Annotated in this window: 18 protein-coding genes and 1 pseudogene; 5 read left to right on the forward strand and 14 right to left on the reverse strand. The window is 50.1% G+C overall.

The features are described 5' to 3' along the window. Positions 1 to 29: 29 nt before the first annotated feature. A pseudogene (locus PSTEL_RS20820) lies at positions 30 to 476 on the reverse strand (DUF3891 family protein); the annotation flags it as partial. 113 nt (positions 477 to 589) lie between these two features. Beyond that, complete coding sequence (locus tag PSTEL_RS20825; RefSeq protein ID WP_052098759.1) at positions 590 to 1,456, reverse strand: MBL fold metallo-hydrolase; 867 nt, start codon at positions 1,454 to 1,456, stop codon at positions 590 to 592. A 151-nt stretch (positions 1,457 to 1,607) separates the two neighbouring features. Here PSTEL_RS20825 and PSTEL_RS28750 point away from each other — a divergent pair, with 151 nt between their 5' ends. Next, positions 1,608 to 1,736, forward strand: a complete 129-nt coding sequence (locus PSTEL_RS28750) for a hypothetical protein (protein WP_281176729.1) — start codon at positions 1,608 to 1,610, stop codon at positions 1,734 to 1,736. 68 nt (positions 1,737 to 1,804) lie between these two features. On the opposite strand, the gene sdhB is transcribed toward PSTEL_RS28750, so the two are convergent. From sdhB to PSTEL_RS20840, 3 genes are all read right to left on the reverse strand, one after another. Next, complete coding sequence (gene sdhB, locus PSTEL_RS20830) at positions 1,805 to 2,569, reverse strand: succinate dehydrogenase iron-sulfur subunit (protein WP_038698313.1); 765 nt, start codon at positions 2,567 to 2,569, stop codon at positions 1,805 to 1,807. Between the two features lie 74 nt (positions 2,570 to 2,643). Continuing rightward, positions 2,644 to 4,389: a succinate dehydrogenase flavoprotein subunit gene (sdhA, locus tag PSTEL_RS20835; protein ID WP_038698315.1), complete on the reverse strand. Its 1,746-nt coding sequence runs from the start codon at positions 4,387 to 4,389 to the stop codon at positions 2,644 to 2,646. A gap of 142 nt (positions 4,390 to 4,531) precedes the next feature. Continuing rightward, positions 4,532 to 5,197: a succinate dehydrogenase cytochrome b558 subunit gene (locus PSTEL_RS20840; RefSeq protein ID WP_038701400.1), complete on the reverse strand. Its 666-nt coding sequence runs from the start codon at positions 5,195 to 5,197 to the stop codon at positions 4,532 to 4,534. Positions 5,198 to 5,521: 324 nt separating this feature from the next. Here PSTEL_RS20840 and PSTEL_RS20845 point away from each other — a divergent pair, with 324 nt between their 5' ends. Both PSTEL_RS20845 and thrS read left to right on the forward strand, forming a co-directional pair. Further along, on the forward strand, positions 5,522 to 6,430 hold the full coding sequence (locus PSTEL_RS20845) for a LysR family transcriptional regulator (RefSeq protein ID WP_038698317.1): 909 nt from the start codon (positions 5,522 to 5,524) through the stop codon (positions 6,428 to 6,430). A gap of 489 nt (positions 6,431 to 6,919) precedes the next feature. Next, positions 6,920 to 8,833, forward strand: a complete 1,914-nt coding sequence (thrS, locus tag PSTEL_RS20850) for a threonine--tRNA ligase (RefSeq protein WP_038698319.1) — start codon at positions 6,920 to 6,922, stop codon at positions 8,831 to 8,833. 233 nt (positions 8,834 to 9,066) lie between these two features. Here the strand turns inward: thrS and PSTEL_RS20855 are convergent, their stop codons facing one another. Then, the gene (locus PSTEL_RS20855; protein WP_038698321.1) at positions 9,067 to 9,750 is read right to left on the reverse strand and encodes a potassium channel family protein; all 684 of its coding nucleotides are present in this window, start codon (positions 9,748 to 9,750) and stop codon (positions 9,067 to 9,069) included. An 11-nt stretch (positions 9,751 to 9,761) separates the two neighbouring features. After that, on the reverse strand, positions 9,762 to 11,120 hold the full coding sequence (locus tag PSTEL_RS20860; protein ID WP_038701402.1) for a TrkH family potassium uptake protein: 1,359 nt from the start codon (positions 11,118 to 11,120) through the stop codon (positions 9,762 to 9,764). 195 nt (positions 11,121 to 11,315) lie between these two features. Between PSTEL_RS20860 and PSTEL_RS20865 the strand changes: the two genes are divergently transcribed. Continuing rightward, entirely contained in the window at positions 11,316 to 13,055 is a 1,740-nt protein-coding gene (locus PSTEL_RS20865; RefSeq protein ID WP_052098760.1) for a CPBP family intramembrane glutamic endopeptidase, read from the forward strand. Positions 13,056 to 13,137: 82 nt separating this feature from the next. On the opposite strand, the gene PSTEL_RS20870 is transcribed toward PSTEL_RS20865, so the two are convergent. From PSTEL_RS20870 to PSTEL_RS28615, 6 genes are all read right to left on the reverse strand, one after another. Further along, positions 13,138 to 13,914, reverse strand: a complete 777-nt coding sequence (locus tag PSTEL_RS20870; protein WP_038698323.1) for a hypothetical protein — start codon at positions 13,912 to 13,914, stop codon at positions 13,138 to 13,140. 971 nt (positions 13,915 to 14,885) lie between these two features. Further along, positions 14,886 to 15,908, reverse strand: coding sequence for a reverse transcriptase family protein (locus PSTEL_RS20875; RefSeq protein WP_038698325.1), 1,023 nt, complete (start codon positions 15,906 to 15,908; stop codon positions 14,886 to 14,888). 487 nt (positions 15,909 to 16,395) lie between these two features. Then, complete coding sequence (locus PSTEL_RS20885) at positions 16,396 to 17,535, reverse strand: phosphoribosyltransferase-like protein (protein WP_038698329.1); 1,140 nt, start codon at positions 17,533 to 17,535, stop codon at positions 16,396 to 16,398. A 602-nt stretch (positions 17,536 to 18,137) separates the two neighbouring features. After that, positions 18,138 to 19,127: a hypothetical protein gene (locus tag PSTEL_RS20890; protein ID WP_038701406.1), complete on the reverse strand. Its 990-nt coding sequence runs from the start codon at positions 19,125 to 19,127 to the stop codon at positions 18,138 to 18,140. Positions 19,128 to 19,378: 251 nt separating this feature from the next. Further along, entirely contained in the window at positions 19,379 to 19,855 is a 477-nt protein-coding gene (locus tag PSTEL_RS28605; RefSeq protein WP_245625227.1) for a GNAT family N-acetyltransferase, read from the reverse strand. Between the two features lie 46 nt (positions 19,856 to 19,901). After that, positions 19,902 to 20,156: a hypothetical protein gene (locus PSTEL_RS28615; protein ID WP_245624998.1), complete on the reverse strand. Its 255-nt coding sequence runs from the start codon at positions 20,154 to 20,156 to the stop codon at positions 19,902 to 19,904. A 398-nt stretch (positions 20,157 to 20,554) separates the two neighbouring features. On the opposite strand from PSTEL_RS28615, the gene PSTEL_RS20900 reads away from it, so the two are divergent. Further along, a complete protein-coding gene (locus tag PSTEL_RS20900; RefSeq protein WP_038698331.1) occupies positions 20,555 to 21,238 on the forward strand; it encodes a hypothetical protein in 684 nt (227 codons plus the stop codon). A gap of 33 nt (positions 21,239 to 21,271) precedes the next feature. On the opposite strand, the gene PSTEL_RS20905 is transcribed toward PSTEL_RS20900, so the two are convergent. Then, positions 21,272 to 22,480 carry a hypothetical protein gene (locus PSTEL_RS20905; protein ID WP_038698333.1) on the reverse strand — a complete coding sequence of 403 codons (1,209 nt, stop codon included), beginning with the start codon at positions 22,478 to 22,480 and terminating at the stop codon, positions 21,272 to 21,274. Between the last annotated feature and the right edge of the window lie 11 nt (positions 22,481 to 22,491).

Genomic DNA, 22,491 nt, shown 5'->3' on the forward strand with positions numbered 1-22,491 from the left:
GAACTGCAGCAGCTTGCCGTCATAGTAGAGTTCGTCTTCACCGGGAGCCTGTCACTCTCTTCCAGCCTCCGGTGAATGGCGGAACGCCGTTTCTCCTCTTCCTGCATATAAACCGTCAGCTCCGGGCTCTGCTCGCCCGACACCTCGATCAGCCGCTCGTAATGCAGGCTGCACAGCAGCGCACCGTATAGGGTTGACGCTTCGATCTCATCAAGTCCCCGCCGATAGAAGGTCAGCTTCGGAGTCACGGGAAAATCAATGAACGTATAAGGCATCTTGGCCTGATCGTTCCAGAAGGGCGTCTCGTCCAGATCAATCCAGCCCCTGTCATGATTCGCGATGGCATACAGCACCTCATCCCTTCGACTCCGGGAAGCCTGCTCTATCCGAAAGCGCGCCGCAAGCTCGGCGGCCAGCAGGCCGTGGTCATGCTGCTTGATCATTACAAAATGCTCGTCCTGTACCCGACAAATCAACGAAAAACCCCCTCTCGACCTGCAGGTCTGCCTGTGTAATACGCAGATTATAACATATTTACCCCTGTGATTCGGAATTGCACCCCTGCGCTTCTTCGGGATACCCGGCCTGCTCAGCGGGACTTGAACCCTTCCAGGAAATAGCCGACTCCCTGCATCAGATCGCCCGGGAGTTCCTCCGTCTTCAGAAAGGCCTTCATCTCCCGGATGATTCTCTCCCGGTCGGGACCGGTCTCCCGCGCAATCCTGGCAAGCTGCTCCCAAGCTTCCAGATCGCGCCGAAACTCCGGCCCGCTCATCGGCAGGCCGTGGGATTCGACATACCAGTCGGCGCCATAGGCATAAGCACCGGCAAGCAGACGCAGGAACGAGCCGCTTGTGTACCGTCTAGGCCCGCCGTAGACGGACGGACCAAGGGCATCGCCCAGAAAGAGCACTTTGTCTTCGCGGACATGCAGGTAGCAGCTGTCGGCGGAATGATCGCCTCCCATATGAACCATCTCGCATACGACGCCTCCCAGGTCCAGCTCGATCCGGTCCTGGAACAGCAGATCGGGCTGGATAATCCGGATGCCGCTCCGCTGCCCGCCGTACTCCTTCCGGATGTCTGCCGCGCTGCTATCGCTGATGATCTCCTTGCGCACCAGCTCGTCCAGGCAGGCATCGGACCCGTCCAATCCCTTCAGGACGGCCATGGCGCGGCCCGTCTCCGCATGGGCTGCGGCGGGGATGCCGTTCCAGGCCGACATTCCAAAGGTGTGGTCCCAGTGCCAATGGGTCAGCACCATCATGTCCGGCAGCGGGATGCCGTGCTTCGCAAGCTCTGCGCGGAACAGCTCCGCATGGGCCGGCGAATTGCCGGCATCCATGAGCAGCGTGCGCCGCTCTCCGGAAATGGCCGCAAGAATGGGACGGTCCGTCTCATGTTCGGCATGCATGATGAACACATGCGGGGTTAACCGTTCATATCGATGGGTCATGGAAGATTCCTCTTTTCCGCGCGTGACTTGCGCTCTGGAGTGGTTGGGACGGCTAGCGTTTCATTATAGGCCGCCGTCTGTGCATTCTATGTTGGAGGAAAACAGCCTTTCAGGCAACCCCCTCCCCGCAGGAGATTTGGAGACAACGGGGATGCTGGAGACGATAGGGATGCTGGGAGACGACTGGCGCCGCAGGGATGGCGAGGGTGACAGGGATGTTGGAGATAACAGAGACGACAGACATGCCGGGAATGACAGGGATAAGACATCGGCCGCGTGATTGACAGCACAGCGCCGCCGGCAAGATCCCCGGCGGCGCTTATAGTGAAGCCATACAATGCAGCTAGGCTACACGCCCAGCCAGCGCTTGAACATATGCTTCGTCGTCTGCTTGTTGATCTCCGCGATGGAGGTCGTCAGCGGGATGCCCTTCGGGCAGGCGCGGACGCAGTTCTGCGAGTTGCCGCAGCCCTCGATGCCGCCGTCCGTCATCACCGCCTCCAGGCGTTCGTCGGCGTTCATTTCCCCCGTCGGATGTGCGTTGAATAACCGCACCTGGGAGATGGCCGCCGGACCGATGAAGTCGGTCTTCGCGTTGACGTTCGGACAGGCTTCGAGGCAGACGCCGCAGGTCATGCACTTCGACAGCTCATAGGCCCACTGCCGTTTCTTCTCGGCCATCCGCGGTCCGGGACCGAGATCGTAGGTGCCGTCGATCGGTATCCAGGCCTTGACCTTCTTGAGCGCGGTAAACATCCGGCTCCGGTCGATGACCAGGTCGCGCACAACCGGGAAGGTCGCCATGGGCTGGACGCGGATCGGCTGTTCCAGATTGTCGATCAGCGCGGCGCAGGCTTGCCGGGGCTTGCCGTTGATGACCATGGAGCAGGCGCCGCACACTTCCTCCAGGCAGTTCGATTCCCAGCATACCGGTACGGTGTGCTCGCCCTTCGAATTGACCGGATTGCGCTGGATCTCCATCAGGGCGCTGATCACGTTCATGCCCGGACGATAGGGGAGCTCAAATTCCTCTGCATACGGAGCACTGTTCTGGTCGTCCTGGCGGGTGATGATGAATCTCACTTGTTTGGGAGCCGCCGCCGATTGCGCCATGTTAATCCCTCCTGAAAGTTTTGATAGGATTACTTCGTTGATTCACTTCGTCAAAACTTGCTTCGAACGCGAGCCTATTTATCCTTCGAATAATCGCGCACCCGGGGCGGGATCAGCGATACGTCGACGTCCTCGTACGTAATCTGCGGACCGTCCGGCGTCCAGGCCGCCTTCGTCGTCTTCAGGAACTCCTCGTCATTGCGGCTCGGAAACTCGGGCTTGTAGTGCGCGCCCCGGCTTTCGTTCCGCAGCAGCGCACCCTTCGTCATCGCCTCCGCCAGCTCCAGCATGTTCCACAGCTGCCGGGTGAACGCCGCACCCTGATTATTCCAGCGCGAAGTATCGTTCATGTTGATCTGGCGGTAGCGCTCCTTCAGCTCTCTGATTTTGCCGATAGTCGCCTCCAGCTTCGGGTTGTGGCGCACCACGGTCATGTTGGCCGTCATCCACTCGCCAAGCTCCTTGTGAATCACATAGGCGTTCTCCGTACCGGTCATTTTCAGGAGGTTGTCGTACTTGTCCTGCTGGGCGCGGCTTGCGCTGTCAAATACGGATGAGGACACATCCTGTGCTGATCTTTTCAGACCCTTGATATATTCAACGGCCTTCGGACCCGAGACCATCCCGCCAAAAATCGCCGACACCAGCGAGTTCGCGCCCAACCGGTTCGCGCCGTGATACTGGTATTCGCATTCCCCGGCGGCGAAGAGCCCCGGAATGTTCGTCATCTGGTTATAGTCGACCCACATGCCGCCCATAGAGTAATGGACTGCCGGGAAGATTTTCATCGGAATTTTGCGGGGATCGTCGCCCATGAACTTCTCATAGATTTCGATTATGCCGCCGAGCTTGACGTCCAGCTCCTTCGGGTCCTTATGCGACAGATCGAGATAGACCATATTCTCGCCGTTAATTCCGAGGCCCTGGTCGACGCAGACATTGAAGATTTCACGGGTCGCAATGTCGCGCGGCACCAGGTTGCCGTAGGCGGGGTATTTTTCCTCAAGGAAGTACCAGGGCTTGCCGTCCTTGTAGGTCCAGATGCGCCCTCCCTCGCCCCGGGCCGATTCACTCATGAGGCGCAGCTTGTCGTCGCCGGGTATGGCCGTCGGATGGATCTGGATGAACTCGCCGTTGGCGTAATGAACGCCCTGCTGGTACACCGCGCTTGCCGCCGTGCCTGTATTGATCACCGAATTGGTCGTCTTGCCGAAAATAATGCCAGGCCCCCCGGTCGCCAGAATCACCGCATCCGCCGGGAACGTCTCGATCGCCATCGACCGGAGATCCTGCGCGCAGATGCCGCGGCACACGCCCTCGTCATCCAGCACGACGGACAGAAATTCCCAGTTCTCGCGCTTCGTTACGAAGCCTTCGACCTCCCAGCGCCGCACCTGCTCATCGAGCGCATACAGCAGCTGCTGGCCGGTCGTCGCGCCTGCGAACGCCGTACGGTGATGCTTCGTGCCGCCGAAACGGCGGAAGTCCAGAAGGCCCTCCGGCGTGCGGTTGAACATAACGCCCATCCGGTCCATGAGATGGATGATGCCCGGTGCGGCTTCGCACATGGCCTTGACCGGAGGCTGGTTGGCGAGGAAGTCGCCGCCGTACACCGTGTCGTCAAAATGCACCCAGGGAGAGTCCCCCTCCCCCTTCGTGTTAACGGCGCCGTTGATGCCGCCCTGGGCGCATACGGAGTGCGAGCGCTTGACCGGAACCAGCGAGAATAGATGCACATGTACGCCGGCTTCCGCCGCCTTGATGGTTGCCATCAGGCCGGCGAGGCCGCCGCCAACGATAATGATATCGGCTGTTGCCATGATTGGTTCACTCCCTTGGTTGACATTTGATGCCGCTTGCGCTGTGTCTATGGTGACGGGATGCCTCGGAAGGCCTCGGTCAGGCTGTGCCGGCTTCGGTGCTTCCATAGCTGTTCCGTTATTGTGGACACTTTTTCACAGACTAGATAACGGTTCTTACGATTTGGAAGGCAGTCTCGGCGGTCTTGAATTCGCTGCTCCGGAACGTCACGAGAGAGATCAGGAACATCGCGGTCACCACCACGAACAGCCCCAGGCAGATGTAGGAAGACACCCGCTGGGAACGGGGACCGACCGTAACGCCCCAGCTGACGAGGAAGGACCAGAGACCGTTGGCAAAATGGAAGCAGGCGGCGACAACCCCGACAATGTAAAAAATTAGCCAGCCCGGACTGTTCACAATATCGTGCATAACGCCTCCCAGCTCCTCATGCGTCACATTGCCCAGTGCCACCTGCACCCGCGTCTCGAAGAGATGCCAGATGATGAAGATGAAGGTGAGCACGCCGGTGATCCGCTGGAGCGTATAGCGCCAATTCCGTTCCAGGTTGAAGCGGTTCACGTTCGGCTTCGACTGGTAAGCGATATACAGACCATATACCCCGTGGTACAGCAGGGGAAGCCAGATCAAAAAAATCTCCAGGAAGAGGACAAGCGGCAGGCTGTTCAGCCACAGCACACTGTCCTTGAAGCCGGATGCTCCCCCCTCCACCGCCGAAAAATTCGTCAGCATATGCTCGATGAAGAAGAAGGCGAGCGGGATGACGCCGAGCAGGGAGTGAATCTTTCTGGAATAAAAGCCTCTCATCATTGCGGGGTCCCCTTTCCGATAAAAGAGCGTTTTCATTAATCAGCATACACCTGAGGACCAGGGGTTGAAACATGGATTCAAACGGCTGCCGCCGCCGGAAAATCACGCGTTTTCGCGCTCCTCCCGCTCCTGGCAAGGCTTAGCATCGATTTTCACAAATTGTGAATATCTTGTGTCACTTTGTATGTTACTCTTTTTTCGCTTATAAGGGAATTGCAAACTGATTATTAATCGTTATACTATTAACGCATAAGGAGAAGCTGACAAAATCTGTCTCAATCTCGAAAAACATAGATTCCGGCGGCGATAGGAGTGACAGTGATGTTTGACGATTTCGATATTTTTGCGGCAGTGGTCGAGCAATCAAGTTTGAACAGGGCGTCCCGTCAACTAAATTTGTCACAGCCCGCCCTGTCACGTAAAATCTCCAAGCTGGAGGAGCGTCTGGGAGTCCCTTTGTTCAACCGGTTCGGCAAAAGGCTGGAGCTGACCGAGGTCGGACGTCTCGCTTATACCTATGCTCTGGAGCAGCGCCAGCATCGCGCCAAATTTCTGGAGGCCATCTCCAAATTCAAACAGGGCGAGCCGCTGTCAGTGACGATGGGGGCGAGTCTAACGACTCTGCAGACGACGCTGCCGCCGCTCGTAAACGCATACATGGAACAATACCCGGCGGCGGAGCTGAAGCTCATCACCGGCAAAACGCATGAAATCGTCACCTCGGTCCGCGAAGGACGCTCCGAGGTCGGCATCATCGCCTCCGCCACGGACGAAGCGGGCATGCGCTGCGTGCCGCTGTTCGAGGACCGGCTGCGGCTGGTCGTCGCCGGACATCATCCGCTCGCCCAACTGCCGAGGCTTGAGATGGAGCATCTGACCGGCCAGCCGATGGTTCTCTTCTCCAAGGGCAGCTGGTACCGCCGGATGACCGACGACCTGTTCCAGCGCAGCGGGGTCCAGCCCGACATCCGCATGGAGATCGACTCCTTCGAGGCGATCATCCGGCTTCTGCCGACGATCAAGGCGGCTGCGCTGCTCCCGAATTCCTATCTGCGGCCGGAGCTGCTGGCCGGAGGAGGACTCGCTTCGCTGCATATCCGGGAGCTCGAAATGACCAAGCGGACGACCTGCATGATTTACCGCGAACCGGGCGATTTAAGCCCGGCGGCGCGCAGTCTGATCCGGGTTACCGAAGGGGTGTTCCAGGGCGGGCTGCCCCCTGTCCCGTAAAAATGCCGCTTGACTCGGCAGCCCGTCCTGATGTAAGGTTAATACCAATTTCATCGATCAGGCTTTGACCAGAGACATGATTCCTTTTACGAGCCGCCAGAGAGAGAAGCGAGTGCTGAGAGCTTCTTCGGCAACCGGATGCGGAATTACCCCTTTGCAGCCGCTTCGCGGAACCTTGGCATGACGCTGATTTCAGCGCTCATCTTGGCAGTATGCGCAGCCGATTCATTCCCGTTACCGGATGCTATGAGGACTTGCGCATGACAAGGCGTCCCGGAACTTCCGGAGCTTTGACTTTGGGTGCTGCAGGTCAAATCAGGGTGGAACCACGGGCTTAAACGCACTCGTCCCTTACAGGACGGGCTGCGTTTTTTTTGCGTCCGCAGGTTATCGTCAGGCCGGCTGATCATGAAATTATCGTTAGTCCAATCGAACAACGAGAGACTGAACAACGAAAGACCAAATTTTCGGGAAATGGAGGCTATGCAGATGGAGATCAACGTAAAATTACCAGATGGCGCAGTAAGGAGGTACCCGGTCGGCACGACAATTATGCAAGTGGCGGAATCACTCGGCACGGGAATACGAAAGCGGACAGTGGCGGGCACAGTGAACGGGCGGACGGTTGATTTAAGCGAGACGCTCCAGTCTGATTGCCTCCTGACCCTGGTTATGGCGGACAGCCCCGAAGGTGTAGAAATCACCCGGCACAGCACCGCCCATATTATGGCACAAGCGCTCAAACGGCTGTTCGGCGGCAGCGCCGTCAAGCTGGGCATCGGTCCCGTCATCTCGGACGGATTCTATTACGATGTCGAGCTCGACCGTTCCTTAAGTGTTGACGAGTTATCCGCAATCGAGCGGGAAATGGAGAGCATTATCCGCGAGAATCTGCCCATCATGCGGCGGGAGGTCTCACGGGAGGAAGCTCTGTCGATATTCGGGGAGCTGAAGGAGCCGCTGAAGCTGGAGCTGATCGCCGATCTTCCGCAGGATGCCATCATCAGCCTTTACTCCCAAGGGGAATTCACCGACCTATGCCGTGGCCCCCATCTTCCAAGCACAGGGCGTGTCAAGGCGTTCAAGCTGCTGAGCGTGGCGGGAGCCTATTGGCGGGGAGATTCCGCTAGACCGATGCTGCAGCGCATCTACGGAACTGCTTTTCCGGATAAAAAGCTGCTGGAGGAGCATCTCCGCTATCTGGAAGAGGCGAAGAAGCACGATCACCGCAAGCTCGGCAAAGAGCTCGGGCTGTTCATGTTCTCCGAGGAGGCGCCGGGGATGCCGTTCTACCTCAAGGGCGGCATGACGATCCGGAACGAGCTGGAGAATTTCGCCCGGGAGCTGCAGTTCCAGCGGGGCTATGACGAAGTCCGCACCCCCCTCATGATGAACAACCGGCTCTGGGAGCAATCCGGACACTGGGATCATTACAAGGACAATATGTATTTTACCAATGTGGACGACAGCAAGTACGCGCTGAAGCCGATGAACTGTCCGGGCCATATGCTGATTTACAAAAACGAGCTGCACTCCTACAGGGAACTGCCGATCCGGCTGGCCGAATTCGGCCAGGTGCACCGGCATGAGCTGTCGGGAGCGCTTGGCGGAATGATGCGGGTCCGCACCTTCTGCCAGGACGACGCGCACTTGTTCGTCCTGCCGGAGCAGATCGAGGCGGAAATCGGCCGCGTCATGGAGCTTATCGATCATGTGTACCGTGTCTTCGGCTTCGAATACACGGTGGAATTGTCCACCCGGCCGGAGGATTCTCTCGGCTCGGATGAGCTCTGGAACGAAGCGGAGTCCGCCCTGCGGAACACTCTCGACCGCAGCGGTCTGCCCTACCGCCTGAACGAAGGCGACGGTGCATTCTACGGTCCGAAGATTGACTATCACATTCTGGACGCCCTGAAACGGAGCTGGCAGTGCGGAACGATCCAGCTTGATTTCCAGATGCCGGAGAAATTCGACCTGCATTATGTAGGGGAAGACGGCCGAAAGCACCGGCCGGTGGTCATACACCGGGCCGTGTACGGCTCCATCGACCGGTTCATGGGCATCCTGACCGAGCATTACGCCGGGGCGTTCCCGCTCTGGCTGGCGCCGGTACAGGCGCGGGTCCTGCCGGTCTCGGACGCCTCGGCTGCCTACGCCGCCGAAGTGAAGCAGCGGCTCGAAGCCGCCGGCATCCGGGCCGAAGCGGACCTGCGGCCGGAGAAGCTGGGCTACAAAATCCGGGAAGCCCAGCTGCTGAGAACGCCCTATATGCTCATTGTCGGAGAGAATGAGCAGGCCTCCGGCTCCGTGTCGGTACGGACACGGAGCGGGGGCGACGCCGGCATAAGTCCTGTGCCGGAGCTGATCGCGCGGCTGCAGGAGGAAGTCGCCGCCAAGCGGTAAGGGTAGCGGCGATTGGGTCAAGCGCTTCAGATATCGGCTGGGGCAAGCGGTTAAGGCACGGATGCTGCGCCTTCCAGCTTCAGCCAAACAAGGGCATATCACGCGAAGCCGGTAGCCTGACCAGATCAAATCTCAGTCAGAATAAACCATTGCCTCAACGGACTCAGCGCTTCGGCAGCACCGCCCGCGGCTCACGCCGCCGGGCACTTGTATCCGAATATGACACTGGCGCCTCAGGGCGCCTCTTCAACATCGACCGCTTCCTCTTCGAAGCGGTCGATGCTCTCGTTGGAGCCGATCACGACCATGATGTCTCCGGCGTACAGATAATCATGCGCGGTAGGCGCGACGATTACGCCTTCCTCACCCTTGCGGTTGAGGGCGATGATGCTGCAGCCGTATTTGCCCCGGGTGTTGATCGCGGCAAGGCTTTTTCCGTCCATGCAGGAAGGAACGGTCAGCTCGACAATCCGGTAATCCTTGGACAGCTCGATATAATCGAGCAGATGCGGCGTGACAAGCTGATGCGCCACCCGGACGCCCATATCCCGCTCGGGGAAGATCACCCGATCCACCCCAAGTCTCTCCAGCGCGCGGCCGTGCAGAATGCTGATCGCCTTGGCCACCACCATCTTGACGCCTAGCTCCTTGAGCAGAATGGCGGTCAAGATGCTGCGCTCCATATCGTCGCCGATCGCCACAATGCCGCAGTCCAGATTGCGGACGCCGAGTGAGCGCATTACGCTCTCATCGGTGGCGTCCGCCATTACGGCATGCGTGAGCCGGTCGTTCAATTCCTCCACCCGCTCTTCGTTATGGTCGATTCCGAGCACTTCATAACCCATCTCCATAAGCTCGAGCGCCAGACTGGAGCCAAAACGGCCAAGGCCGATTACGACAAACTGCTGTGCTTTCATGTTCTATCCCCTTATCCGATAATCATTTTTCCTTCCGGGTAGCGGTACAGGGGCTTGCCTTGCTTCGGCCCAAGCGCATACGCCAGTGTCAGCACACCAAGCCGGCCTGCGAACATCGTCAGTGCAATGAGAACCTTGCCCGCCCCGGATAGCTCCGGGGTCACGCCAAGACTGAGGCCGACCGTGGCAAAGGCAGAGGTCGTCTCGAACAGGAGATCCAGGAACGGCATCTCCTCCGTAGTGGACAGCAGCATGGTGACGGTTCCGATCAGCAGCAGCGCGAGCACGGTAATCGTCAGCGCCTTGAAGACCCGCTCCTGGCTGAGCCGGTAGCGGAACAGCACGATATCGTCGCGTCCGCGCAGCATGGCAATTACCGCGCCCAGCATGATCGTAAAGGTCGTGGTCTTGATGCCGCCTCCCGTAGAACCGGGAGAAGCCCCGATGAACATTAAGATGATGATGAAGAACTGGGAGGCCTGGCGGAGTCCCGTCAAATCCAGCGTATTCGCGCCGGCTGTACGGGGCGTGACGGATTGAAAGAGCGCTCCCCAGACTTTGCCTCCGAAATTCAGCGACCCGAGCGTCCGCGTGTTCGTGAATTCGAAGACGAACAGCACGAGCGCTCCGATTCCGATCAGCGCCGCCGTCGAGGTCAGCACCACCTTAGTATGCAGGGAGAGCCGCCGTCCCCGCCGGTAACCGATCAGGTCCGACATGACGATAAAGCCGATCCCGCCCGACACGATCAGGAACATGACGACCACGTTGACGACCGGATCGGATGTATAGCCGGTAAGGCTCCGGTAGTTCCCGAACAAATCAAAGCCTGCGTTATTGAACATGGAGACGGCATGAAACAGCCCGAAGAACATCGCGCGCCCAAAAGGCATGTCGAACGCCCAACGGATCGTAAGCAGGATGGCCGCTCCGCCTTCGATAACCAGCGAATAGATCAGCACGCTGCGGATGAGCCGGACAATCCCTTCCATGGAGCTCTGATTCATCGCCTCCTGCAGCACCAGCCGTTCCCGCAGCGAAATGCGCCGCCGGAACACCAGGGCGAACAGCGTGGCCATTGTCATGAAGCCCAGGCCCCCAATCTGAATCAGCACCATAATGACAACCTGTCCGAAGACGGAGAAGAACGTGCCGGTGTCATGCACGACAAGCCCTGTCACACATACGGCGGAGGTCGCCGTGAAGACCGCGTCCAGAAAGCTGATGCCCTGCCCCTGCGTATGGGACACAGGCAGCATAAGAAGAAGGGCTCCGATCATAATAATTAGAGCAAACCCGATGACGAGAATTTGCGGCGGAGACAGCTTCAGCCAGCGAAACTCGGAGATTTTGGGTATCGGTAAAGCCATTTCATCCCCCCATTCTTGTTGTACTTTCGCAATTCCAAGCCCTATCGCGATCGTATCAGATTTGGCGAGGATTTTCAGCTTTTTTCGGACGAGCGCCAAATCCCTCCTAATTATTGGCTTTGGATAGGCCAGCTATGCTATTTTTAAAGAAGCCATCTATATCGATTTAGAAATCATAAACCAAGGAGGCGTTTCATGAATCGCGTCGGACAGCCGCTTAAGCTGCGGCCTCTATCCCGAACACTCATTATCGCGGGCCTGATCGGCCTGATCCTGTTCGCCATGTTCCAGATTATCCCCTCTCTGAACCAGCCCGGAGCCGGAAATGAGCAGGCCATCACCAAATCAGACGCGTCACTCAAGGCCTCCCGGTTCGCGGAGGAGAACCTTGGATACATACCGCAGGCCAGCGACCGCTGGACAGTGACTTATACATCGGATTCTTCATTCTACGGCTACATGTCACGCAAGAACTTGCTGGATAGCTATACGAGCCGAAAGCTCGATGAACGTTATCCGTACGATACATTCCACGTTTCGCTGAACACCCAGAAGGAGACATGGGATAGGCTGACCGTGGATTTGAATATGTATACGGGCGAGCCGGTCGGTTTCTCCCGGGTTCCTGCGGGGTATCTTCATCCCACCAGCGTTACCGAGGAAGCCCTGACCGGTAAGGAAAGCGACTCGGAGTTCGCTAACGATAGTTCCGTCAACGCGCAAAAAAGGGAGGTGCTTGCTGAGCCCTGGCTGAAGCTGTGGGGAGTGGACATATCGAAGCTGGAACGGCTGCCGGCAACCGACGGATATGGCCTGATCTACGCTGACAACAGTGTCAAAGTGGGAGAAGCGTCGCTACGCTACGCCTTTAAATTCTCGAACGGGCAGGTGTCGCTGTTCCATCCCGGTTTCTGGGCGCCGCAGTGGCATACGGATTACGTAGACGACCAGGTATCGACCGCCACGCGGCTGACGCTGATCGGCTATGGCCTTCCGACCTTGGCGCTCGGCATACTGGCGCTGATCTACAGCATACTCCGGCGGAGCCATACGTCTTTTAAACGCGGCGTCTTCCTTAGTATCGTCTTTTTCTTCATTATGATGATCAGCACGTACAATTCGGTGCCGGAGACCTCATCCGAATCCTTGGAGGGGCGGGTAGCCTCGGTCGTAATGTTCATCATTTATACGCTGTACAGCCTGCTGATGGCCTCTCTGCTCTACTTCTCCCTTGTAGGCGGCAACGGCCTCTGGCGGAAGGAAGAAGGACTGAATCCGTGGCCCCGGGCCAAAGAGCCAGGCTATGGCAAATACGTGTTGGACAGCGTCTACGCCGGCTATATTTGGGCATTCGTGCTGCTCGGCGTACAGACGCTCATGTTCATCCTGCTGCAGTACACGCTCCATAACTGGTCGACGACGGATGCGTCCCAGTCACCCTATAACATGCGCTATCCATGGCTGCTTCCTATTATGGCCTGGCTGGCCGGATTGTCCGAGGAGGCAGTCTACCGGCTGTTCGGCATCCGGATGCTGAAGAAGATCGTCCGCAGCACGCTGCTTGCCAGCCTGATCACCACGATCATCTGGGCGTTCGGGCATACGCTGTACCCAATCTATCCGATCAGCTCCCGTCCAATCGAGCTGACGGTGATCGGGCTGCTGTTCAGCTATATTTTTCTGCGCTACGGCTTCATTACCGCCATGTTCAGCCATGTCGTCTTCGACAGCATCCTGATGGGAGCGACCCTGATCTTCATGCGCGAGCCGGTGAATGTCATTGCGGGCATCGTGACGCTCGTGATGCCGTTTATCGTCGGCTACATCGTCTACCGCTTCAACCCGCCGGGGCGCGAGCGCAAGCCCGAGCCTCCTCGGGATGAGCCCGGACCGGAAGCGCCGGAACCCGTGGTACAGCCTCCTTTCCCTTCATAACAACAAGACAGCCGAAGGCCAAGACTTGAAACAAAGTCCCGGTCTTCGGCTGCTTTTATCTATCGGCATCCCTGCGCTGTTTCTATCGGCAAGTCAGATTGGCCAATCGCCGGATCTCATCGCTTAGCCTTGAATTGACTGGATATACTTCTTCTAGATAATCTAAAATGCGAAGTGCCGATTCGGGAACATGATCGTATCCCTGCATCATGCTTCCGATGATTTCCGCAAAACGGGGGTATCTCTTCTCTAACCGCCTCTCATTTCCAAATGGGTCAGGATAGTAATCCACCTCTGGCTCCAGTAGATGGAGCACGGATAGAATACTGTCTATAGCGTAGCCTTGAACAAACCTCGTAGCAGACAGGCGTTCCCCCCTTGCATAACGTCCGAGCCCTACGTATAGATTGGTTAAGGCTTCGTTCAAAGGAAAGTCCAGGGAATCATTTTTTAGAGAGGGGATTGGATTTACAGGTGTGGCGATTTCCGTATTACCATACATCGGGTCCTTCCATATGATCCGGGCCCCCGTATAGGAGGCGTTCTCCAGCTCCCATTCCTCGAATACCGCATATTCCCCGTAAATTCCGTCCTCGAACAGCACCTTGTACCCGACCTCCGAATTCTTGAATGCATAGGCAAGAGGCTGTATTTCTTCGAGCCAATCCAATCGGTCGATATATCGGTTCTTCTCCCCCGGTTTCACAATAACAAAGAAATCCAAATCCGAATATTCATCCAACCGCTCTGTTTCGGTCCCAGCGGAACCAAGTCCTAATAATGCAAGGGCTCCCCCCTTGCGTTCGAGCGACTTACCGATCTCACCCAGCCGTTGCAGCAGCAATTCTGTTCTCCGCATACGAATCCTCCTCTGATTTTGAATGCAAAAAAGGGTCCAACCCACTTCTCAGCGAGGTTGAACCCGAAAGTTACATTGCCTTTATTATTAATGCAAAGTTAGCACGTTCCTAATGTTGCTGTCAATGTAAAAGCTTGCTCCCGCTTATGAGGTGGCTCACCGAATCATCATCTATAAAGTGAAAGACGAAAGCTAAATAATGGTCACAACATGATTGCGATACATTCAATCGAATTGCAGCCATGCACTTCATTACAAAGTCATCGAACAGAGAGGGCAAATTCCGGTCAAGATTTTCACGCAGCCAGTCGAATTGTTTCCTTACCATTGGTATGAAAATAAAAGATTTGGTTCATCCTCATGAGCACCATAGATATCATAATTGACAAGTACGACACGATACTAAATGTCAGAGATATTTTCGTTGTCAATCGCAACGAGATTCACTTCGTTCGTTGGTCAAGCAGCAACGAGCCCAGTTGCTTATTCTCCAATCTAGTATAGAGCAACTTCTCAGACACGACCTCCATGCGCATAGAATGAGCATCAAACTCGATTTCAGCACCTCGATAAAGACGGAAATGACGGATTATAGACCTATTCCCTACTTGCTTCCATACTGAAGGTCGTCATCAACCGTAAAGGAGCCTCAAAATTTGATGATTTTACAGCGTATGCTCGACTTAACCATATTTTAACGAGTCACTTTCGAATATGCGGACTCGACCTGCTCCATTTCGCCTAGCGACTGGAATGGCACAACGACATATATCAAGATTCGCAACGGAGTAACTATTTTGTAGCTGGAGGAAAGAGGCAGAACCAAGATCGGTAGCTATGTCAGACAATTTGCTAGCGTATGCAGTACCAATCATTAGCGGGTAGTCATAGGTTCTAATTAATTTTGCTTTAGCGTACACAAAAACCAGAGAGGTTGATCCCTACCAAGTTCCTAATAACCGCTAACAAAATTAATAATCCCAAGAAATTTCATTTAAATCAGATACATATCTCTCGCCCTTACGGTTATCAATCATTTTTATAAACATTGCCAATCCATATAAGTGCTCTTTAAAACCTGAGAGTTTGTTTTTCTTTTTTCTCTTTAAATGCTCGTTTACGCCGAACTTTTTGCAGTAATAAATTTGTTGTCTTAGCTCTCTCTCGACTTCTCTAGGTACCCGGGCCTTGTTGTTAACGACTAGTCCAGTAACAATTTGACGTTCTTGCTGTTTTTGGACTCTAACTTTTTTGTAGTTGATCTTGAAGCCCTCGCTGTCCAAAATTATCTTAATCAACGGTAGCCGAGGGACGATACTCGAACCTGTACCGGATAATGTAATGTCATCCGCGTATCTAGAATAGTTCGCATCGTACTTTGAAGCGAGCGAGGATAATCTCTTGTCAAGCCGGAGACATACGATGTTGGACAAGTACGGACTCGTCGGCGCACCTTGGGGAAGGAAATTGTGAACGGTGCATAATCTCGCAAGATAATAAGAAACTTCGCTCGTATAACCGTAATAATAAAACACTCGATATATGGACTCAAAGCGAATGGAGGGGAAAAAATTTCGGATATCGAGATTCATCACACATGCTTTATTCTCATGAATCCGTGCGTTTTCAAGAATGGACTTCTCTTTCATGAATCCCGTACAATATGGCGATACCTTGATATTGTACAAGATTTCATCCAAAATCCATCTTTGAATTTCTTTCAATTTCAGCGAAGGTATGTATAACTCACGGGTATCACCGTTTTTTTTTGGAATATTCCTGATTGTATATTGATTTTCAATACTTTTCACAAGCACTGTGAGTTCTTTCACTTCCATACCGAACAACATGGACAAATGAATTTTATCGAAAATGACTGGCAGACGATTGGCAATCAGTCTTTTCGAATAATCTAAGCATAGACCAATATATGCATCATCAAATCCATTATCATACAGCTTTTGTTTGAGCTCATCTAAAAAAGTATTCTGCATATAATATGTCCTCATAAAATTAGTTGCCGAGATATTTCCACAAAGAGTTCAACTGTTATTGAAATCATTACGGCACTTTTTATTATAACTAGAAGATAGTGACTTTGATATCAGACGGCGACTCGCCATCCCTGTAGGTTCTGGAAATATCTCGGCTATTATTTATAACCCTTGAACTTCATATTAAAATTCAAAGGGATATATACGAACTTGGAAGGATGGGTAATATTCAGCAATACAGTACTTTCGTTGTATAACGAATAAATATCCGCTTCCGACAAACCGACTGTATTCAAATACTCCATCCCATGTTTCGATAAACTAGGGAACTGACTTTCACTATACTCAAGATAACCATTGTTAACAAGAGCCTGAATTATGTCCAAGACCTGCTCGTATGTCATGCCTAACATATGGACAAGCTCGGTCAAAAGAAATTGTTCACGTACAGTATTGGTATAAATGAGAATGAGCTCGTCCTTCAATTTCATGAATTCAAGTACCTCACCCTTTCGAGAGCTACGTTTTTGGCTGCATTTTTCTTCTCTTTGCTATTAGGCTTCAGATGTTTCTTACGCGGGAATATTCCTTTCCATTGGCTGTCCTCATGCCAGAACGAGCTCAACGTATTGTTAGGCGTATTATGATAAAAAGCCATTAGTGCTTCAGATTCACTGTAGCCCAAAGGATAAGCAGATCGAATAATACTTCTCTCGAATGTCCTAATTTTTTCTTTGTTGTTATCACAACAAGTTGCATCGTATACATGATCGGCTTTGAACGCCTTTTGATGATCGTTATTCTTAATCAGGCAGAACCGTATGTTATAGTTCCGACAGAATGCATTGATTCGTGTTACCCCTTCCTCACAAGCTTCAAGTACGATTAAATAGATCGTGATGTCAGTTAGTTTTATAAACTGGTTATCCGGAAAAGAAGATACGAATTTCTTCAGAAACTTTTCCATTGTTTCCCCAGTCCCAATCATATCATCGATAAAAATATAATTCGATACTTGCGTCAAATGAAACTTTTCTAAGATTTCGTCGATTTGAGCATTTAACGAATACTCTTGCTTTTTCAGCTTATCAATCTTTTTCTTAATTGATTTCTGATCAGAAATATCTGAGGTATTTGTTTTTAGAGAGAGTAACTTATCTTTCTGACGCTTGGCTCTGTCAAAAGCCATGATTTTATTTTCAAACTCAGGTAGTTGCCATTGTTGCTTCTCAAAGAAGGTAAATACATCGGATAAACAAACGTTCTTGCTTAACTTCATCGTGAAATTACTGTAATAAATCTCGTGAGAGCTCGTTTTTCGATTGTCCTTGGTCACTGGAAAAAATCGAGAGTCTAATAATAGTTGTTCCTCCGAACTAAATTGGCTCAAAAGATCGTGTCTATATAATTTATTAAATTGCTTAGTCACTTGATAAGAATCGTAATAGACAAAATGCTGAAGAAGCTCCAGCAAGAGGTCTACGATTTCATCCGATTGAACGGGCTCGATCCAAGCACGAATTTTATTCTCAATGTTCTGCCGTTCTTGTGAACAACCGATTTCCCATTTATCGCAAATACTGTCTCTGATTTGTGGGATTTGATTCATTACCGTGATCTTTGACATAGTAAACACACTTCTCTCTATCCATAACGATTCTTGCTGTATTTACATTCAACAAAATACAATAAGTTTCCTTTATATTCGCTAGAAAAAAAGAGCTGACCAATCGATTCCAATTAAATTTATACATCTGTAACTCTCTATATCGAAAACTAATCGTCTAACATAATAGTTTTAGCTTTCAATCTATATTCACTTAAAGATGATTTGTCACAAAGTGACTGTACCAGTGTTGATATACCTAACCTTCAATTGTCTCAGTAAGCTCATCCAAAGAGTACCCCTACCTCTTTAGAATCGATATATAATTGCTTTAATGACCTCGTTGCATCTTTAATTGCAGAAAAGTTTTTAAGATAACCTTCCATTTAGGTATATGATACCATATGCCTTTAAACCCAGATATATCTATTTATATATATGCTGGAAGATATCTTGACTCAATTTATAGCAAACTCTACTAATCAGATACTTTCTCCACCTTAATCTATCTTCTAATTGGATCCCCTAAACATTGAGGCTTTTAGATTCAATAAGTTTTTAACCAAAAATTTCGCACTACTTATGATTCGCTTCACCCTAACATCCATTCAATGTACAAAAAGTCACGCCTTCTTCAATGTAAACAAAATATAGATCGTATCAATTTCATGCGATTCTTCCAGCACCCACGAGGTTTGGGTTAAAATTCGTTGCAGCCCCTCAAGCCCAAGATACCGGATTTGCACACCAATAAACTCAGTAAACCCCAGGTATCCTGGATTAACATGCGCCCGGTCGAAGATTAATGAACCCGTAACCCGAGCGTCCGGCGGGGAGTTGATAAAGAAATGGTTTAAATTGTCGATGATATCTGAATCCGAGCCGTACTCAAAAAGACCGCCCTCCGACGAGCAGAGCTGAATCCAGCCGCAGTGTTCCAAACTCAACTTTATTAACGCTTCCGGCTGGCTCCAGTCATAATGAATCGTATTGAGGGTAATGTCCAGGCCATGGAAGTGTTCTCCCGGCTGCTTCAAAACGTCGATGCACCGTTCTGCGAAATTGGGGCCATAAGTATCAATATCTAAAATGTTGATCTCAATCTTCCGTCCCTTGAGTAATTCCGGGTCCGATTCCTTAATTAGAATCAGAGTGTTGATACTGTCGGCAGCGGCTCCCCCGGCGATATTGAAGAAGCATAGGTTTCGTTCAGGGTATTGCTTAAGCTGGGGCAGCAAAATTTTGGACTGGCGTCGGCATGTATCCCTCAGCCTGATCCGAAGCCCCATGAAAGAGGTTTGCTTCACCGCCCATTTGTCCCTGAACCCCAATTTTATTCCCTGGCTTAAGTCGGGACCAAGCTTATACAGCAAAGTTCTCATGCCGCTCAAATAGGAATGATCAACATTCGACATTTTGACAAAGATATTCTGAATAAAGCCTGGCATCTTCTTCAATGATTCAATGCTCCGTGATGACTTGAGGCAGTTCAAATGATAGGCTTGTTCATCAATACTTGCGTTGAAAAGGGGATGAGTAATGTCCAGGATTGGTAATTGAATTTTATCCTCGAAAGTCGCATAGAGAATGCGCTGATTTTGATTAGCATTCATGGTTCTCAACTCCACCTCCAATAGTACCGCCTTCTTATCCGTAGTATAAAGGATACCGGCATGTCCCTTTACCAGTCTGATGATGGGTTTATTCCTCCTTCTCGAGACCGAAAAGTGATTCCCTAATACCCTATCGTACACACGGAGAGGTGGAAATTGATGGGGACGCAGAAACAACAAAAAATCGGGAGATTTCTCCCCCGACGAAACTGTATGCAACAGCATTTATTTATCCAATAATTTTACCCTGCTTATGATTCGATTACTTTAATATTTAGAAGTCGAGTTCTTGTAATCATGCCTGCACTTTCCAAGGTTTTCTTCGACGCCTCGTTATAGTACCAGCATCCGCAAATCGGTGTTAATTGCTGGCTGTAACACCATTTTCTTAACTTAAGAATAATGTTCCTCCCGATCCCTTGCTTACGAAAATTTTCATTTGTAAACATGCCTATACTAGCCAATCCATCAAGCATCTTACTCCTCTCGATAATTCCAACTCCAAGCAGAACAGAACCCCTGTAATAGGTAAAAAGTTCTCCATTCGCTATCCGTTTTTCATACTGATCGAGAAAATCCCCGCACACCTCTTGTATGGGCAAGAGATCATCAATAGCTGCCGGACCAAACATATCATCTTTCAGTGAATCTTTCTCCATCAATTCCAGACGGCTATCTTGAAAGAAATAAGCCTGCTTGGTGATATGAAAGTCTTTATCCAAAGCCAAGCTTACAAACAACTCATCACAGGTTGGAACAAATAGCGACTCCACGTTATATTTTTTTAATGACTTGATAAAATAGCTCTTGAGCAGCCTTTAGATAGGATGGCCGGATGTAAAATTGCGTCAGTAATTGGCCGTGATGAATTGCAAAATAGCCAATCTCGTTTGATTCTTCAAGTATCAAATAAAAATCCGACGAGAGAATATGTTCCTCCAAAAAAGAGTCAAATGGCGAGGAGAGGGTTTGCGTATATTCTTGGATGAGATGCTGGATCTTTTGTACCTGGCAAGTTTTAAAAATCACTTACATCGTCCTTTCACAATATAGTTTCCGCTGCATACAAATTTAGCACCAATTGAATCACTATCCAATTGAGAGTATTGTGTCTCAAGGAGCTTTCACTACCCTGATGCCGTCCTCAACCGCCAATTTCTTGCCCCGGCCGCAAAGGGCAGCATAAGGTGAAGTCCATTAATGCTGACTTTCTCCACCCTGCGCAGCCCATCCCAAACCCATATCCGACAAATCTCCTTTCCAAGCCTGCTGCTGGATTTTCCGAAAATACTTGCCGTAACTTATGATATGGTTCAGCGTAACGGATCAACGTCGAAAAGAAAGTATAAGTTTTGAGTATAAAACTAAAAATATTAATGATTACAAATTGCTTTCCAGTGGTGTAAAATAAATTGGAGGTGCTATTTATGTTTGAAACAGAACTATCTCTTCAGATGAAATTCATCGAACTAAAAGAAAAAAACAAAAAAGATAATGAGTCTATACTTTCTGAATTTAATGCAAGGTTTGGTAATGTCGACATAGTTGAAGTCGTTATTAGTGACGACAACTTATTAAATTTTAATCAAGCGAATGTTCTATCAAATTATCAACACGCACGGGTATTAGCATATCTGCACAAAAAAGCTGCTAGAACTTATAGTTATCTTAAAAAGAGTACAGATTATACTGAGAAATCATTATCTGACACTCTTTCCAAATTAATTAAAGCAAAAATAATTGAAGAAATTTCTGGAAAAAAGTATGTTATCGCTACCGAATTTCAATTTCCTCACTTACAATTTATTTCTTATGAAGCAAAACTACAAAAGTGGAAAAAAGCTGTTCTCCAAGCAACGATTAATAAGAAATTCTCCTCATACTCATATGTTGTACTTCCGTATGATTTGGCTTTTAGACTACATCGCCAAGAACTGAATTGTTTTGAGACATTTAACATTGGCTTAATTGGTGTTACTGATGAAGAGTTTTTTTACTTTTATAATCCCCCCAAAAAATCGGTGAGCGTAAGCATAAATCCATCATTAATAACTAGTATTGCAAAGTTCCAGCTTGAGACATCAACTTTTCAAAAACCTGGATTGGCGTAAAAAGAGAAACTACCAAGGTAGCTTCTCTTTTTATTAGAGGAATATGAAATTATCTTCTTGAAATTCTTTTATCGCAATTTTGTAGTTTTGAATATGTCTACCATTGATCTTTTGGAGTGTCCCTAACTCGTTGTATCTTTTGATATTACTTTCTGCCGTTTCTAGAAGTGCATTGACCATTTTCAACTTATCTTCAACATCTTTCTTCTCCTTTATTACGTCAACGGTCTGTTTTAATGCTTCATAATACTGCTGGTACATATCGTTAAAGCTTATACTCTCTATATTTCCACCTACAACCTTCGTATCAAGTTCACAATGCGTCAATATTTTATCATACAGTTCTGCTTTATGTTGACTAGGTATACTAAATATCTCGTCTTCAATAGCTAGTTCGTACAGCAGGCTCATTGAAGTATACCTCTTTTTTTGCCTACCCATCCCGTCAATTGGCTCGAGTCCCTTTTGCTCTTTGTTAAAACTCCTTAATGAGTAAAACCACCCAGTTCCAACTACATCAGCTCCGACAGCAAAATACAATATGCTCTCAATACCAACATAGCCGATAGCAATCTCAAGGTTTAAATTTTTCAAATCATAAATAAGTTGGAGCATTCCCTTGAGTCTGGTGGGATTAAAATCATGTCTGTGTTTATTGTTGTTCTCCCTATCAACCGTGATATATATTCCGTCAAATTCATGTGATATATCACTAAAGTCGTCTAAAAATTCCGAAATATACGATTTATTTTCTAGGGCACTTTCACTGATGATTATAGATACATATTTCTTTTTTTCTGTGCTTTCGAACTCATTTGCCTTTTCGCAAAACAACTCCCATATATCAAATAATTTGTCAACTATCCTGTCATTAAAGCTGTATAAATAAAGTGAAGGGGATAAAAGGATATCTACACCTAAGTCAACTTGAAAACTAATACTATCATTTACTAACGACTCAATATTCTCTTTGTTTCTAAGATAAGATCTATCGATATCTGCCTTAGGAAAGTAAGATAGGTCTTCCAACCGTTTTAATGTTGCTGATGGAAATTGCCTATAATAGACCTTTAAGTCCACGATATTTAGCACATCATTATAGCTTTTGTTATTTTTACGCACCTCTTTAATTCTATCAATACTCTCTTCTCTGGGGTCCCATATTACACCATCTATTAACGCTTTTGAAAGTAATCTGTCTATCTTTGGTTTCCATGCTGGACCATGCTGAGCAAAAATCATAGATACTCCTC

This window comes from Paenibacillus stellifer (assembly GCF_000758685.1).
Lineage (GTDB): Bacteria > Bacillota > Bacilli > Paenibacillales > Paenibacillaceae > Paenibacillus_AQ > Paenibacillus_AQ stellifer.